The organism is Bacillus sp. EA-CB0995, from assembly GCF_055814245.1.
Genome location: NZ_CP169269.1, coordinates 1 through 16,614, shown reverse-complemented (window position 1 = coordinate 16,614; position 16,614 = coordinate 1). Strand labels below are relative to the sequence as shown.

The following is a 16,614-nucleotide window of genomic DNA, read 5'->3' as shown; positions in this document are numbered from 1 at the left end:
GGAAGACAATGACCGATATTCCCATATAAGGAAAATGGTTTTGCTACAAGGAAGAATACAAGAGGATAGGAATCCCCCTTTTATATCGTTAGGTGGAGGAAGGTTTGCTGGAACTCCTTTTGATTTTCTGCTCTATTTTGCTTTTCCAAAATCGATACTAGAATTGAATAAACACTCATGTTCGATTTGCGAATGTTTCTCTTAATTCTTCTAATCTGTAATAAAAATATCTATTTTTATATATAAGTTCATGATTTGTCACTCCGAAATTTCAAATTGGTTGGTTCAAGATAGAAACGTACCTCGCTGGCTGCTTCCCTAGCAATTCTTTTTGCTTCTTCTTTATCATCTGAGGATGCAAGAATGTATCCACAACGATCTCCCATTGATATAGGCGGACGCAAAATTTGTCCTTGTCGGGGTTTTATATACACCTCTTCTACACCGGGATATTGAGAGCTGCGATTTTTTCCCGTTACCTTAATTAATTTTCCTTTAGAATCAACTGTTAAATAATGTGTGTATACATACTTACTGTGTTTTTTAGTAAGGCAAGGCTCATTTCCTAACATTAATTGAATGGTTTCCTCTACCAAATTAATTCCATATCCGACTTCAATGATTCGATTCATCGCACCACCTGAGATTCTTGGGTTGATTTCAACTAATTTCCATGATCCTTGTACTAAGCGCATTTCAAGGTGACAGGCACCATTGTTCATTTGAAAAGCCTTTAAGATGGAACTTATTGTCTCATGGATTTTATCGTATAAGTTTTGATCAATATCTGTTAGCAAATCATATCCGGTTACAATAAAGCGTTGAAAAAACGTAATCTCTTGCTCAATTATTGCGATAATATGAGCTTTTCCATTGTGTACTAAAGCCTCAATCAAATATTGGGGTCCTATTAGATACTCCTCTAGCAAAACCTGGTCATTTTTTGTTAGTAATTTTTGTATTGCTAGCTTTAATTGGTTCTCGTCATTTGCCAAAATAACATCTTTTGATCCTGCAGATACGGGGGATTTTACAATAAGAGGTAAATAGTTCTTTTGTTTATCAATAAACTTCTCTAAGGAATCATCAGGTGTATAAATGGCAAAATAGGGGGACATTGGAAGGTCTTTGAGAAGCTCACGAGTTAAAACTTTATTTTCCATTTTTAAAATTGGATCACTAGAGGCTAAACTTGGACAAAATTCTTCTGATAAGGATGCTGCTACATGAACGTAAGGATCTACAAAACTAAAAATACCTTTTATTTGTTTACCTTGTTTTTGTAGCTCGATGATGTTTTCTTTTAAGTTCTCGTAATTGGATAATCCCACTAAAATCATTTGATGGACATCGGGAAATTCTGTTCTTTGATGAATGAATCTTTGTTTATTGGTTAATAACACTGTAAAAAAGCCGAGTCGTTCTGCTGCTTTGATTGCTTCTCTACACGACCCAGATTTATTAGTTTCAATAAAAACAATGGTTTTCATGTGCTTACGCCATCCTTCTTTGCGGCTTTTATGAAGTATTTTGTTTCTACACTTGTATAATATAAATACTTGTCAAGGCTTGTTCTCAACTCTTTACTTAATTTACAAAATTAGTAGTAAACAAGAAGCCATCGAGTTGTTAGAAAAATATTGGGTTCCCAAAAGGGAGTATAAAAAACGACCGTTTTATAAACGATTGCAAAAGAAATCAAAGAAATGGATAAATATGATTGAATTTGTACATAAAAGGCAATTCGATTATACAAGACAAAGGAATATACCATTAAGAAAATTACAGAAATGAATGGTGTTTCAAAGGCAAAGCTTTATCAGGCGTTAAAGGAATTTTAACTAATAGAGGAAATAAGGAAGCCCCTCTCAAGTTGATATGATCCCCTTATAGTAGACAGAAAAAAGAAGGCATACTAATCTGTCTACTATAAGGGGATTTTTTGTGGGGAAAATAAGAAAACAACATACGATGTTGAAGTCAAGAAAAAAGCCGTTGATTTAAAGCCATTTTTAAAGCTTTATTTTCCTCTATTATATATTCAAATGAATGGACGGTATGATGTAATTTCATGCGCCGCGAAACATCCATCTCTTTATAGAGATGGATGTTTTTTGTTCTATAAGTAGTAAAATATAAAAAAGATAGGTGTTTCGGGAAACTGTCTATAAGATGTTGACTCGTTCGAATAACTGTTAGTGAAGCTGGGGTTGAAGGAAGTTTCTCTATACAGGAAAATAATTTCTGTAGAATTTTGTCGCTTTCTCTCTTGACCGTATTCATACTTCATTGTTAGAATCTAGGAAGATAATATAAAGTATTCCTTCATATATCCTCAATAATATGGATTGAGAGTCTCTACCGGGTTACCGTAAACAACCTGACTATGAAGGCAGTGTGTCTATGTTTATAAGGAGAAACCTCCTTTATAAAGCTAGGCTCCTGCCTTTTCTTTGTTATGAGACTGAGGGCAGGGGACTGGCTTTTTTATTATATTGGTAATTGTTTTTACCAAATTGGTGAAAATGTTTATATACAGAACTATGGGGTGATTATTTTGAAGAAACAGCACGATACGATTATCGTTTTAGATTTTGGAAGTCAGTACAACCAGTTAATTGCACGTCGCATTCGTGAGTTTGGCGTGTATAGTGAACTTCATCCGCATACAATTACAGCAGAAGAAATTAAAGCGATGAATCCAAAAGGAATTATTTTCTCTGGTGGACCAAACAGTGTATATGGCGAAAATGCATTCCACTGTGACGAAAAAATCTTTGACTTAGGCTTACCGATCTTCGGTATTTGCTACGGCATGCAGTTAATGACAAAACACTTTGGTGGAAAAGTAGAACGTGCAGACCATCGTGAGTACGGAAAAGCAGTATTAAAAGTAGAGAATCAATCGAAATTATATACAAATCTTCCAGAAGAACAAGTTGTTTGGATGAGTCATGGCGACTTAGTAACGGGCTTACCAGAAGGTTTTGTAGTAGATGCAACAAGTGAATCTTGTCCAATTGCTGGTATGAGCAATGAAGCACAAAACTTATACGGCGTACAATTCCATCCGGAAGTACGTCACTCTGAGCACGGTAATGATTTAATTAAAAACTTTGTATTCGGTGTTTGTGGTTGTACTGAAGGCTGGAATATGGAGAACTTCATTGAAGTAGAATTAGAAAAGATTCGTGAAACAGTTGGCGACAAAAAAGTACTATGCGCACTTAGCGGCGGTGTAGACTCTTCTGTTGTAGCTGTATTAATTCATAAAGCAATCGGTGATCAACTAACATGTATTTTCGTTGACCACGGCTTACTTCGTAAAGGAGAAGCTGAAGGGGTTATGAAAACATTTAGTGAAGGCTTCCACATGAACGTTATTAAAGTGGATGCGCAAGAACGCTTCATGAGCAAATTAAAAGGCGTTGAAGATCCAGAACAAAAACGCAAAATCATCGGTAACGAATTTATTTATGTATTCGATGATGAAGCATCTAGATTAGAAGGAATGGACTTCTTAGCACAAGGTACACTGTACACTGATATTATTGAAAGTGGTACAGCAACTGCACAAACAATTAAGTCTCATCATAACGTTGGTGGACTTCCAGAAGATATGCAATTCAAATTAATTGAACCATTAAATACATTATTTAAAGATGAAGTACGTGAGTTAGGATCTGAACTAGGGATTCCAGATGAAATCGTATGGCGTCAACCATTCCCAGGTCCAGGACTTGGTATTCGTGTATTAGGTGAAATTACAGAAGAAAAACTAGAAATCGTTCGTGAATCTGATGCGATTTTACGTGAAGAAATCAAAAAAGCTGGTTTAGACCGTGAAGTTTGGCAGTATTTCACTGCACTTCCTGGCATGCGCAGCGTAGGTGTTATGGGTGACGAGCGTACGTATGATTACACAGTAGGTATTCGTGCTGTAACATCTATTGATGGTATGACAGCAGACTGGGCACGTATTCCTTGGGACGTATTAGAGAAAATCTCTGTACGTATCGTAAACGAAGTAAAACACGTGAACCGTATCGTGTATGATATAACAAGTAAGCCACCAGCAACAATTGAGTGGGAATAAAGTGAATTTCATGATATAGAAGACGATCCATCTATACTTTGATGTGTAGATGGATCGTCTTTTTTTGTTTTTATACGAACGAAATTTAGTTTGGATTAAAAAACGTTCGTTTTTAAATTGACATTTGGATGTATATAAGTTAATATGAGTATGTAATTAATAATAAAAGTGAATATTACAGCCGTCGTATAATATTGGGAATATGGCCCGAAAGTTTCTACCTAGCTACCGTAAATGGCTTGACTACGAGGCGTTTTAATATAAAGATAAGGGATAATTATCTTTGTTTACAGACGCTTCCATGTATATGCAATGGAAGCCTTTTTTATTTTTTGTGGATAAAAGAGGGGCTAGGAAGGATTACGACGAGCAATCATATAACGGGGGAAACATAGAATGAAACGTTACTTTCAGTTCGATGAACTCGGCACAAATTATAAAACAGAGTTCATTGCAGGGTTAACAACATTTTTATCTATGGCGTATGTGTTATTTGTCAATCCTGCTACGTTGTCATTAGGGCACATTAAGGGACTACCGGCAGGAACAGGAATGGACGCAGGTGCAGTGTTTGTTGCAACTGCATTAGCAGCAGCAATTGGATCACTAATTATGGGGATTTTTGCAAAATATCCAATCGCATTAGCACCGGGAATGGGAATTAATGCTTTCTTTGCTTACACAGTTCTATTGACAATGCAGATTCCGTGGCAAACAGCGATTGCTGGGACATTAGTATCAGGTATCCTTTTTATCATTCTTACAGCTTCCGGCATTCGTGAAAAAATTATTAACGCAATTCCAGTAGAGTTGAAATTTGCAGTGGCCGCAGGGATTGGATTGTTTATCGCATTTATTGGCTTTCAAAATGCCGGAATTATTGTGAAAAATGATGCTGTACTTGTTGGTTTAGGAGACTTAACAAAAGGAACAACATTACTTACGATTTTCGGTGTAGTTATAACTGTTATTTTAATGACAAAAAAGTTAGTGGAGCAGTATTTTATGGGATGGTTCTTACAGCAACTGCTGGTGTAGTGACAGGATTGATTGATACACCAAAGGCAGTTGTTGGTGCAGTACCAAGTTTAGAGCCGACATTCGGAGTTGCTCTTCAACATATTGGTGATATTTTCACGCCTAAAATGTTTGTAGTTATTTTAACTTTCTTCTTTATTGATTTCTTTGATACAGCAGGAACACTTGTTGCAGTTGCGAATCAAGCGGGCTTAATGAAAGATAATAAATTACCACGTGCAGGAAGAGCATTAATCTCTGATGCGATTGCAACTGTAATCGGAGCAATACTTGGTACATCTACAACGACGTCTTATATTGAATCCTCTGCAGGGGTAGCAGCTGGAGGACGTTCTGGATTTACAGCAGTTGTAACAGCAGGATTTTTCTTATTAGCGCTTTTCTTTTCACCATTATTAAGTGTAGTAACACCAGCTGTAACAGCACCGGCTTTAATTATTGTAGGGATTTTAATGGTATCATCATTAGGAGAAATTGATTGGAAGAAATTCGAAATTGCAGTACCAGCATTCTTTACAATTATTACAATGCCGCTCACATATAGTATTGCAACAGGGATTGCGATTGGTTTTATCTTTTATCCAATTACAATGGTTGTAAGCGGTCGTCGTAAAGAGATTCATCCAATTATGTATGTAATGGGAGTTTTATTCGTACTTTATTTTGTCTACGTTCGTCAATAAAAGGGGTTTTTGAAAGGACTAGGAGGGGATGCCTAGTCCTTTTTTGTATCTTTAGGAGTTTTTATAATAAAAGTATGGGGAAAGTATAGAAAAAGAGAAAAATGAGTTGCATGAGTTCCGGGCACCGCTTACGTTTATTATGGGTTTTTATTTACTGCGTGATTATTCGATTCATAGTTTCTTTAACAATTATATAAGAAGAATAAATCAAAACTTCTATCAGTAGTGGAGGGCTTTACCACTCAATGATGGTTAATTGAACCAATCGGAATTTTACTGCCTGCGAGTAGCAGGGTAAATCGAGACAGTCTCATGATAAAAAGGTTTATTGTAATAAATAAACCTTTTTATATTTTCTTAGAAAAACATATTGACGTTTAACATAAAAGGGTGTAATATTCTAGAAGTCGCTGATGCAACAAAGCAGAAAGCGAAAACGAAATGAAAAACTTAGTTGACATTGAAACACAAAGATGTTAACATAAGGAAGTCGCAATTAAGCGGCAAACAAGTTCTTTGAAAACTGAACGAAACAAACAACGTGAAACGTCAATTTTTATTTATGATGCTAGACAAACACTTTATTGGAGAGTTTGATCCTGGCTCAGGATGAACGCTGGCGGCGTGCCTAATACATGCAAGTCGAGCGAACCAATTAAGAGCTTGCTCTTAAGAAGTTAGCGGCGGACGGGTGAGTAACACGTAGGTAACCTGCCTATAAGACTGGGATAACTCCGGGAAACCGGGGCTAATACCGGATAACATTTTGCACCGCATGGTGCGAAATTGAAAGGCGGCTTCGGCTGTCACTTATAGATGGACCTGCGGCGCATTAGCTAGTTGGTGAGGTAACGGCTCACCAAGGCGACGATGCGTAGCCGACCTGAGAGGGTGATCGGCCACACTGGGACTGAGACACGGCCCAGACTCCTACGGGAGGCAGCAGTAGGGAATCTTCCGCAATGGACGAAAGTCTGACGGAGCAACGCCGCGTGAGCGATGAAGGCCTTCGGGTCGTAAAGCTCTGTTGTTAGGGAAGAACAAGTGCTAGTTGAATAAGCTGGCACCTTGACGGTACCTAACCAGAAAGCCACGGCTAACTACGTGCCAGCAGCCGCGGTAATACGTAGGTGGCAAGCGTTATCCGGAATTATTGGGCGTAAAGCGCGCGCAGGTGGTTTCTTAAGTCTGATGTGAAAGCCCACGGCTCAACCGTGGAGGGTCATTGGAAACTGGGAGACTTGAGTGCAGAAGAGGAAAGTGGAATTCCATGTGTAGCGGTGAAATGCGTAGAGATATGGAGGAACACCAGTGGCGAAGGCGACTTTCTGGTCTGCAACTGACACTGAGGCGCGAAAGCGTGGGGAGCAAACAGGATTAGATACCCTGGTAGTCCACGCCGTAAACGATGAGTGCTAAGTGTTAGAGGGTTTCCGCCCTTTAGTGCTGAAGTTAACGCATTAAGCACTCCGCCTGGGGAGTACGGCCGCAAGGCTGAAACTCAAAGGAATTGACGGGGGCCCGCACAAGCGGTGGAGCATGTGGTTTAATTCGAAGCAACGCGAAGAACCTTACCAGGTCTTGACATCCTCTGACAACCCTAGAGATAGGGCTTCTCCTTCGGGAGCAGAGTGACAGGTGGTGCATGGTTGTCGTCAGCTCGTGTCGTGAGATGTTGGGTTAAGTCCCGCAACGAGCGCAACCCTTGATCTTAGTTGCCATCATTAAGTTGGGCACTCTAAGGTGACTGCCGGTGACAAACCGGAGGAAGGTGGGGATGACGTCAAATCATCATGCCCCTTATGACCTGGGCTACACACGTGCTACAATGGACGGTACAAAGAGTCGCAAGACCGCGAGGTGGAGCTAATCTCATAAAACCGTTCTCAGTTCGGATTGTAGGCTGCAACTCGCCTACATGAAGCTGGAATCGCTAGTAATCGCGGATCAGCATGCCGCGGTGAATACGTTCCCGGGCCTTGTACACACCGCCCGTCACACCACGAGAGTTTGTAACACCCGAAGTCGGTGGGGTAACCTTTTTGGAGCCAGCCGCCTAAGGTGGGACAGATGATTGGGGTGAAGTCGTAACAAGGTAGCCGTATCGGAAGGTGCGGCTGGATCACCTCCTTTCTATGGAGAATTGATGAACGCTGTTCATCAATATAAGTTTCCGTGTTTCGTTTTGTTCAGTTTTGAGAGAACTATCTCTCGAAAATATATGTTCTTTGAAAACTAGATAACAGTGTAGCTCATATTTTTTTAATTTTGGTTAAGTTAGAAAGGGCGCACGGTGGATGCCTTGACACTAGGAGTCGATGAAGGACGGGACTAACACCGATATGCTTCGGGGAGCTGTAAGTAAGCTTTGATCCGGAGATTTCCGAATGGGGAAACCCACCATACGTAATGGTATGGTATCTTTATCTGAATACATAGGATAATGAGGACAGACCCAGGGAACTGAAACATCTAAGTACCTGGAGGAAGAGAAAGCAAATGCGATTTCCTGAGTAGCGGCGAGCGAAACGGAATCTAGCCCAAACCAAGAGGCTTGCCTCTTGGGGTTGTAGGACATTCTATACGGAGTTACAAAGGAACGAGGTAGATGAAGCAGCCTGGAAAGGCTCGTCATAGAAGGTAACAACCCTGTAGTTGAAACTTCGTTCCCTCTTGAATGTATCCTGAGTACGGCGGAACACGTGAAATTCCGTCGGAATCCGGGAGGACCATCTCCCAAGGCTAAATACTACCTAGTGATCGATAGTGAACCAGTACCGTGAGGGAAAGGTGAAAAGCACCCCGGAAGGGGAGTGAAAGAGATCCTGAAACCGTGTGCCTACAAATAGTCAGAGCCCGTTAACGGGTGATGGCGTGCCTTTTGTAGAATGAACCGGCGAGTTACGATCCCGTGCGAGGTTAAGCTGAAGAGGCGGAGCCGTAGCGAAAGCGAGTCTGAATAGGGCGTTTAGTACGTGGTCGTAGACCCGAAACCAGGTGATCTACCCATGTCCAGGGTGAAGTTCAGGTAACACTGAATGGAGGCCCGAACCCACGCACGTTGAAAAGTGCGGGGATGAGGTGTGGGTAGCGGAGAAATTCCAATCGAACCTGGAGATAGCTGGTTCTCCCCGAAATAGCTTTAGGGCTAGCCTCAAGTGTGAGAGTCTTGGAGGTAGAGCACTGATTGAACTAGGGGTCCTCATCGGATTACCGAATTCAGTCAAACTCCGAATGCCAATGACTTATCCTTGGGAGTCAGACTGCGAGTGATAAGATCCGTAGTCAAAAGGGAAACAGCCCAGACCGCCAGCTAAGGTCCCAAAGTGTGTATTAAGTGGAAAAGGATGTGGAGTTGCTTAGACAACTAGGATGTTGGCTTAGAAGCAGCCACCATTTAAAGAGTGCGTAATAGCTCACTAGTCGAGTGACTCTGCGCCGAAAATGTACCGGGGCTAAATACACCACCGAAGCTGCGGATTGATACCTATGGTATCAGTGGTAGGGGAGCGTTCTAAGTGCTGTGAAGTCAGATCGTAAGGACTGGTGGAGCGCTTAGAAGTGAGAATGCCGGTATGAGTAGCGAAAGACGGGTGAGAATCCCGTCCACCGAATGCCTAAGGTTTCCTGAGGAAGGCTCGTCCGCTCAGGGTTAGTCAGGACCTAAGCCGAGGCCGACAGGCGTAGGCGATGGACAACAGGTTGATATTCCTGTACCACCTCTTTATCGTTTGAGCAATGGAGGGACGCAGAAGGATAGAAGAAGCGTGCGATTGGTTGTGCACGTCCAAGCAGTTAGGCTGGTAAGTAGGCAAATCCGCTTACCGCGAAGGCTGAGCTGTGATGGGGAAGCTCCTTATGGAGCGAAGTCTTTGATTCCCCGCTGCCAAGAAAAGCTTCTAGCGAGATAAAAGGTGCCTGTACCGCAAACCGACACAGGTAGGCGAGGAGAGAATCCTAAGGTGTGCGAGAGAACTCTGGTTAAGGAACTCGGCAAAATGACCCCGTAACTTCGGGAGAAGGGGTGCTTTCTTAACGGAAAGCCGCAGTGAATAGGCCCAAGCGACTGTTTAGCAAAAACACAGGTCTCTGCGAAGCCGTAAGGCGAAGTATAGGGGCTGACACCTGCCCGGTGCTGGAAGGTTAAGGAGAGGGGTTAGCGCAAGCGAAGCTCTGAACTGAAGCCCCAGTAAACGGCGGCCGTAACTATAACGGTCCTAAGGTAGCGAAATTCCTTGTCGGGTAAGTTCCGACCCGCACGAAAGGTGTAACGATTTGGGCACTGTCTCAACCAGAGACTCGGTGAAATTATAGTACCTGTGAAGATGCAGGTTACCCGCGACAGGACGGAAAGACCCCGTGGAGCTTTACTGTAGCCTGATATTGAATTTTGGTACAGCTTGTACAGGATAGGCGGGAGCCTTTGAAGCCGGAGCGCTAGCTTCGGTGGAGGCGCTGGTGGGATACCGCCCTGGCTGTATTGAAATTCTAACCTACGGGTCTTATCGACCCGGGAGACAGTGTCAGGTGGGCAGTTTGACTGGGGCGGTCGCCTCCTAAAAAGTAACGGAGGCGCCCAAAGGTTCCCTCAGAATGGTTGGAAATCATTCGTAGAGTGCAAAGGCATAAGGGAGCTTGACTGCGAGACCTACAAGTCGAGCAGGGACGAAAGTCGGGCTTAGTGATCCGGTGGTTCCGCATGGAAGGGCCATCGCTCAACGGATAAAAGCTACCCCGGGGATAACAGGCTTATCTCCCCCAAGAGTCCACATCGACGGGGAGGTTTGGCACCTCGATGTCGGCTCATCGCATCCTGGGGCTGTAGTCGGTCCCAAGGGTTGGGCTGTTCGCCCATTAAAGCGGTACGCGAGCTGGGTTCAGAACGTCGTGAGACAGTTCGGTCCCTATCCGTCGTGGGCGTAGGAAATTTGAGAGGAGCTGTCCTTAGTACGAGAGGACCGGGATGGACGCACCGCTGGTGTACCAGTTGTTCTGCCAAGGGCATAGCTGGGTAGCTATGTGCGGAAGGGATAAGTGCTGAAAGCATCTAAGCATGAAGCCCCCTCAAGATGAGATTTCCCATAGCGTAAGCTAGTAAGATCCCTGAAAGATGATCAGGTTGATAGGTTCGAGGTGGAAGCATGGTGACATGTGGAGCTGACGAATACTAATAGATCGAGGACTTAACCATATAATATGAAGCAAATGTTATCTAGTTTTGAAGGAATATACCTTCATAAGTCTGGTAATGATGGCAGAGAGGTCACACCCGTTCCCATACCGAACACGGAAGTTAAGCTCTCTAGCGCCGATGGTAGTTGGGACTTTGTCCCTGTGAGAGTAGGACGTTGCCAGGCAATTTAAGACGAGTCAGAATGACTCGTCTTTTTTGTGTATCTTTAATAATGTGATTTTTCTCTTCTTAAGGCAGAACAAGAAGAGAATACATGTTACCATAAATAGACGGAATATTCTTTACTATGGAGGGGATAATTTGATAGGTGAACTGGAATTAGTGATTGATGCTAGGGCTATCCTTGGGGAAGGGCCTTGTTGGGATAGTAAAAAGCAGTTACTATATTGGATTGATATCTTAGAGAAGAAGGTTCATATCTATAATCCTATTACAAATAAAAATAAGGAAATCTTTGTTGGACAGCTGGTAGGATCAGTGGTTCCTAGTAAATCTGGTAACATGATCCTTGCTTTAGAGAACGGCTTTCATTCGTTAAATCCGGATACGGAAGAACTACAGGCTATTTATGATCCAGAAAGCCATTTACAAGACAATCGCTTTAATGATGGGAAATGTGACCCAGCAGGTCGTTTTTGGGCAGGCACTACAGATTCTGTTGGCATTAATGGAGAGGGAGCACTTTACTGTTTAGATACCGATTTAACTGTCAAAAAGAAATTAGAACAAGTAAGTACTTCTAATGGTTTAGCGTGGTCACCCGACCATACATACATGTATTTTATTGATACACCTACAAGAAAAGTAGTTCGTTTTGATTATGATATCCATACAGGTCATATTGAAAATTCTCAAGATGCTATTGTCATACCAAGAGAGGAAGGACTTCCTGATGGGATGACGATTGATGAAGAAGGAATGCTGTGGATTGCTCATTGGGGAGGTTCTAAGGTATCGAGATGGAACCCTGTAAATGGAGAACAGTTGTTAACTATTCCTATACCTGCTTTATATGTAACCTCTTGTACATTTGGTGGAAGTGACTTAAATGAGTTATATATTACAACGGCAAGAATGCATAATATAGATCCGGGTGCTGGTGGAGTGTTTCGAATAAAAATGAACATAAGAGGATGTCCTACATATCAATTTAATGAATGAATTTACTGATGAGTACTATATGGCAAAAATAATTTAGTTTCTATAACTGAAAATTACATTAGCTCTTCGATTTTTAAGGGGGAACAATAGTGAAAAGACGTGAACATCTTCATGAAATTTCGAGTTTTTTTCTGTTCCTCCCTCAGAATATATTTTTCCTATTAAGCTTGCGTTGCTTTCAATAGTACAGCTAGCTTATTGATTGTATTCAAGTTGCGTGTTGTTGCGGTATTTCCAAGCTTCTGTAGATTTTTCGCCAACTTGGAATCCAGTATGCTTTGACGGAACAAGAAATAAATTTCACGTCCGTGGATACAGTATTCATCATTATCACGTTCACTGCCCGATAACAGTTCAACTACCTTTTGCTGAGGCTCTTCAGTCAAAATGGAAACATGAACACTTTCTCCTTTGGCCAAGGGTACATCTGTATATGGGCAATGCTCGATGATTTTCTCAAATTCTGTGGATGTTCTTAAGACAACGGTGATTGAAATTCCAAAAGTCTTTCTAATTTCATCCTCAATTCGGAAGCGCAATGAATCTGTATCCTCCGCTGATTCAAATAGGACATTGCCAGTTTGAATATATGTTTGTACTCGGCTGAGACCCATCGTTTCTAGCATACGCTTCAATTCAGCCATTTTGATCTTATTATGTCCGCTTACGTTAATACCTCGCAACAGCGCGATATAAATTGTCATTTTGTCACCTTCAGTCTTTTTGGTTTATCCCGCATTAACAGGCAGTAAGACCCCCACTGATGGGAGTTTCACTTTATATTGCAACTAACAAGTTCGTTAACTTGAAGAGGGATTCCTTTTTTATATCGGAAAAAGCTATATGTAGTAAGTAATTAGAATTACGAAATTCATTCAACTATATATTTTATACAGTCTATTACAATGTGAAAAACTCTATATTTAAAGGTTATTGTTGAACTTCTTGTAGTCTCCTTATACAAATTGTATATTCAGTATCGAATCTACATCACCTTTTTAGTAAATTAGAGAAATCTAATTAGTTCAAAGACAATCAATCTAAAATAATTTTTCAAATCGAACAACTATTTTTAACTTTTTTGAATGTAGAATTGGATGAAATCTATTACTTAACTTAACAATTGTAATTGAAACGGATGTGAAATACATATGAGAGGCATCTCTATGCTAATAATAGCGATTATGTTATGGGGAATTGCTATTGCACCAACAAAATGGGCATTACATTCATTCTCGCCTTTTACTTTACTTTTTTTGCGTTTATCCTTAGCTGGGTGCTTATTCTTTCCTTTTCATTGGAAGGAAATACGACAGACGTATATTCCGTGGAATAGAATCATAGTTTTATCTTTCACAGGTGTTGCGGGATACTTTATGTTTACTTCATACGGAATTTCACTTACAAGTGGGATGCATGTGAGTATCATTGATGCCACATTACCCTTATTCACTATTATGTTTGCTGCTTTTTTCTTCAAGAAAAAATTAATTGGAAATATTGGATTGGCATGTTTTTAGGGATGTGCGGTGTATTACTAATAACGATTCCGTTAAATGAGCGAGAGAGTACATCCTCGCTTATTGGAGATTTACTTATTTTAGCTAGTACTATTTTGTTTGCTTTTTATAATATCCTGTTAAAACAACCGAAGGAAGAAGCCAATTTGTCGAGCGGGGCATTTACTACATTAACTTTACTTGTAGGGGCTATTATAGTTTTACCTTTTACTATCTTTGAAGCATTGTATCGTGGAATCCCGGATGCAATAACGTGGAATGCATGGGGGAGTTTAGTGTACCTTATTGTCGGCCCCACTATTCTTGCTTACTTACTGTGGAATAAAGCGCTAGAAGAAGCTTCAGCAGCTGTTGGTGGAATGTATTTAAATGTTCTTCCATTAGTTAGTATGATAGCATCTGTCATTTTATTAGATGAAATTATAACTTGGAGAATTGTTGTGGGCGGAGGACTTGTTTTGTTAGCAATTATCTGGGCAGATCAAGAAAAGTTTAAAATATTATTTCGATCAGTATTAAGTAAATAAAAATTAATACTTATGAAGACATGCTTATACATATTTTTTCTAAAAAGAAGGTGCTATTTTATTTAGCTCCTTCTTTTTTAGAAAAGGGTTTTATATTTCTGAATACTGACTCACTACTTCTAGTGCTTTTTCTCGTACGAAACGTATTAATTCCGGAGGTCTCTCTATTAATATTTCTGCCCCAAGGCTGAGAAACAATCCGCCGATAAAAGGGATATCTGAGTCCTTAATTTTCTCTTTAATTACTCCAGTACCGTTAGGATTAACCTGAATCCATTCTCCAATAGGATGAGGATCAAGTATTTTGCAGCCCTTTTTTGTTAACTGTGCTCGTAAAGTAAGCTCTTTTGATGAAACTTCTGTTTTTTTTAACCATTGTGTAACGGTTATATTTACTGGAATCGGTTCTGTGAAATCTTGCTGTACTTTGAGAGAAATAATCCGGTCGACTCGAAATGGTACATTGCTTTTTCGTTTGTAACAAAATGCAGGAGCATACCATAATCCGTTAGATAGGAAGATCCCAAAGGGAAAAATGGTTCGGATTGAATACCCAGAACGAGATTCGTATTCTATTTGCACATGTTCTTTATCTAATGATGCTTGTAAAAGGTCTTTGAGATACGGGTTTTTAAAGCTTCTTTGAGGTGAATCAATTGCCAGTCTGTCTTTTAATGTTTCGATTTTTTGAAGCATCTCTATAGACATATTGGAACGGATTTTAGTAAGGGTTGATATATTTTCTTGTTTAAAAGGTCCATCCTGCTGCTCTAAAAGTTCATAGGACAGGAGTAATCCTGTAGCTTCTTCTGGTGTTAATGATATAGTAGGGAGTTTTTGTTCCCTTATAAGACTATAGCCACCATTCGGTCCAGGGGAAGAAAAAGAGGAATGCCCATTTCACTTAATAGTTGTAAATCTCTAAGTATGGTTCTTCTGGATACTGAAAATTCATTTGCTAACTCTTGAACAGTAAATCGATGTTTTGTATTTAGTGTAATTAATAGTTCAAACAATCTCCCAGTTCTAGACATAAAAATATCTCCTAGTATTAGTGACGTTATCTGTCACTAATATACGATAAACTGAAGCTTAAGTCACAAAATTCTTTTTGTGAACTAAGGGGAATTTACGAGGGGGATTAGGTAATGAGAGAATACATGATTAATTCAAAGAGAGTAAAAATTAAAGCGTACGAATATAGCCAGGCTGGTGAGTCAATTTTATTTCTACACTATATGGGAGGAGGTTCAGCTATTTGGCGAAGCGTTATTCCAAGTTTTACAGAAGAATATCGCGTAATTGCTATAGATATAAGGGGACATGGCGAGTCGGATCATCCTCAAAAGGGATACCAGCTTGAAGTTTTAGTTGAGGATGTTCGAGAGGTACTAGATGTTCTTGGTATTCATAAAACTCATATAGTAGGAAGTTCACTTGGTTGTTCTGTTGGCACAATGTTTGCATCGATATATAAGGAAAGAGTCATTTCTTTAGTTAATTCAGAAGGTGCTTTAGTTAACCATTCAGGGCCTGGTGGATTGTATACGGAATCTAAAGAAGAGCATTTTAATAAATACTTTTCTAACGAGGAACAGGAATTCGATTCACGAGAAGATTTGATACAGTATATGAAAAGACATTGGTTACCATGGAATAAAGAGAGAGCTTTGTTTATGGAAGATTATAAGCCCCGAAAGCTTCAAAATGGAAAAGTGACTTTTGTATCTATGAGAGACAACATGAGACAGATTGCGGAGGATCTTTATGATCGCAGAATAGAAGATTGGTATGATAATGTCCAATGTAGAGTATTATTTCTTCCGGCAGAAAAAGAAGGTGATCTTAATAAGAAATTAGCATTTATAAAGAATATTGAATCTAAATTAAGTAAAAGTAAAACAGTTGTAATTCCTGAAACGTCTCATGCTATGATGTTTGACCATGCTGAGGAATTGATTCATGAAATTAAAGAGTTTTTAAAATGTCCTTACTAAAATAACGAAATCTCACATTGGTAATGACTTGTTACTTGCTAGAGCAGGAGAAGAACCGTTAGGAATTTGAATAATAAAAAATTGTAGTTATGTTGGTAAAGGTATTCAATCGTTAGGGAATCTACTTGATTGAGCGATGTCGAGAAGATTCCTGACGTTAAAATAGTTCAGTATAGGGGATTTCAGCTTATTTTGCAGATGATTACTTAGAGTTATTCATTATGAAAGGAAATCGTTAATAAAAAGATTAAAAAAATATTGACTCTATAACAATAACTGTGTAATATAGTAAGAGTCGCTGATGCAACAAAGCAGAAAGCGAAAACGAAATGAAAAACCTAGTTAACATTGAAACACAAAGATGTTAACAGAAGGAAGTCGCAATTGAGCGGCAAACA

The 16,614-nt window shown here is 40.1% G+C and carries 7 protein-coding genes, 3 rRNA genes, 2 pseudogenes and 2 riboswitches; of the genes and pseudogenes, 8 read left to right on the top strand and 4 right to left on the bottom strand.

Translation table 11 applies throughout. The features are described from left to right. Positions 1–248 precede the first annotated feature (248 nt). On the bottom strand, positions 249–1,490 hold the full coding sequence (locus ACEWFJ_RS00060) for an ATP-grasp domain-containing protein (RefSeq protein WP_473690025.1): 1,242 nt from the start codon (positions 1,488–1,490) through the stop codon (positions 249–251). An 815-nt stretch (positions 1,491–2,305) separates the two neighbouring features. Then, a riboswitch (purine riboswitch) is annotated at positions 2,306–2,407 on the top strand. 150 nt (positions 2,408–2,557) lie between these two features. On the opposite strand from ACEWFJ_RS00060, the gene guaA reads away from it, so the two are divergent. The 6 genes and pseudogenes from guaA (at position 2,558) to ACEWFJ_RS00030 (ending at position 12,172) form a co-directional block, all read left to right on the top strand. Next, positions 2,558–4,096 (top strand): glutamine-hydrolyzing GMP synthase, encoded by a 1,539-nt coding sequence (gene guaA, locus ACEWFJ_RS00055; RefSeq protein ID WP_473690024.1) that lies wholly within the window; start codon positions 2,558–2,560, stop codon positions 4,094–4,096. 163 nt (positions 4,097–4,259) lie between these two features. After that, positions 4,260–4,362: riboswitch (purine riboswitch) on the top strand. Between the two features lie 130 nt (positions 4,363–4,492). Further along, positions 4,493–5,817: pseudogene (locus ACEWFJ_RS00050) on the top strand (NCS2 family permease). 581 nt (positions 5,818–6,398) lie between these two features. Beyond that, a 16S ribosomal RNA gene (locus ACEWFJ_RS00045) occupies positions 6,399–7,950 on the top strand. 137 nt (positions 7,951–8,087) lie between these two features. Next, positions 8,088–11,008, top strand: a 23S ribosomal RNA gene (locus ACEWFJ_RS00040). A 50-nt stretch (positions 11,009–11,058) separates the two neighbouring features. After that, positions 11,059–11,174, top strand: a 5S ribosomal RNA gene (gene rrf / locus ACEWFJ_RS00035). The 16S, 23S and 5S rRNA genes sit together here, the layout of an rRNA operon. Positions 11,175–11,311: 137 nt before the next feature. Beyond that, the gene (locus ACEWFJ_RS00030; RefSeq protein WP_473690023.1) at positions 11,312–12,172 is read left to right on the top strand and encodes an SMP-30/gluconolactonase/LRE family protein; all 861 of its coding nucleotides are present in this window, start codon (positions 11,312–11,314) and stop codon (positions 12,170–12,172) included. A gap of 161 nt (positions 12,173–12,333) precedes the next feature. On the opposite strand, the gene ACEWFJ_RS00025 is transcribed toward ACEWFJ_RS00030, so the two are convergent. Further along, positions 12,334–12,876: a DUF1697 domain-containing protein gene (locus ACEWFJ_RS00025; protein ID WP_473690022.1), complete on the bottom strand. Its 543-nt coding sequence runs from the start codon at positions 12,874–12,876 to the stop codon at positions 12,334–12,336. Positions 12,877–13,323: 447 nt separating this feature from the next. Between ACEWFJ_RS00025 and ACEWFJ_RS00020 the strand changes: the two are divergent. Then, positions 13,324–14,219: pseudogene (locus tag ACEWFJ_RS00020) on the top strand (DMT family transporter). Between the two features lie 90 nt (positions 14,220–14,309). Here the strand turns inward: ACEWFJ_RS00020 and ACEWFJ_RS00015 are convergent. Together ACEWFJ_RS00015 and ACEWFJ_RS00010 are read right to left on the bottom strand one after the other, a co-directional pair. Further along, positions 14,310–14,915 (bottom strand): helix-turn-helix transcriptional regulator, encoded by a 606-nt coding sequence (locus ACEWFJ_RS00015; RefSeq protein WP_473690021.1) that lies wholly within the window; start codon positions 14,913–14,915, stop codon positions 14,310–14,312. A gap of 149 nt (positions 14,916–15,064) precedes the next feature. Continuing rightward, positions 15,065–15,253: a helix-turn-helix transcriptional regulator gene (locus tag ACEWFJ_RS00010; protein WP_473690020.1), complete on the bottom strand. Its 189-nt coding sequence runs from the start codon at positions 15,251–15,253 to the stop codon at positions 15,065–15,067. A 114-nt stretch (positions 15,254–15,367) separates the two neighbouring features. Here ACEWFJ_RS00010 and ACEWFJ_RS00005 point away from each other — a divergent pair, with 114 nt between their 5' ends. After that, positions 15,368–16,216, top strand: coding sequence for an alpha/beta fold hydrolase (locus tag ACEWFJ_RS00005; RefSeq protein WP_473690019.1), 849 nt, complete (start codon positions 15,368–15,370; stop codon positions 16,214–16,216). Positions 16,217–16,614: the final 398 nt, after the last annotated feature.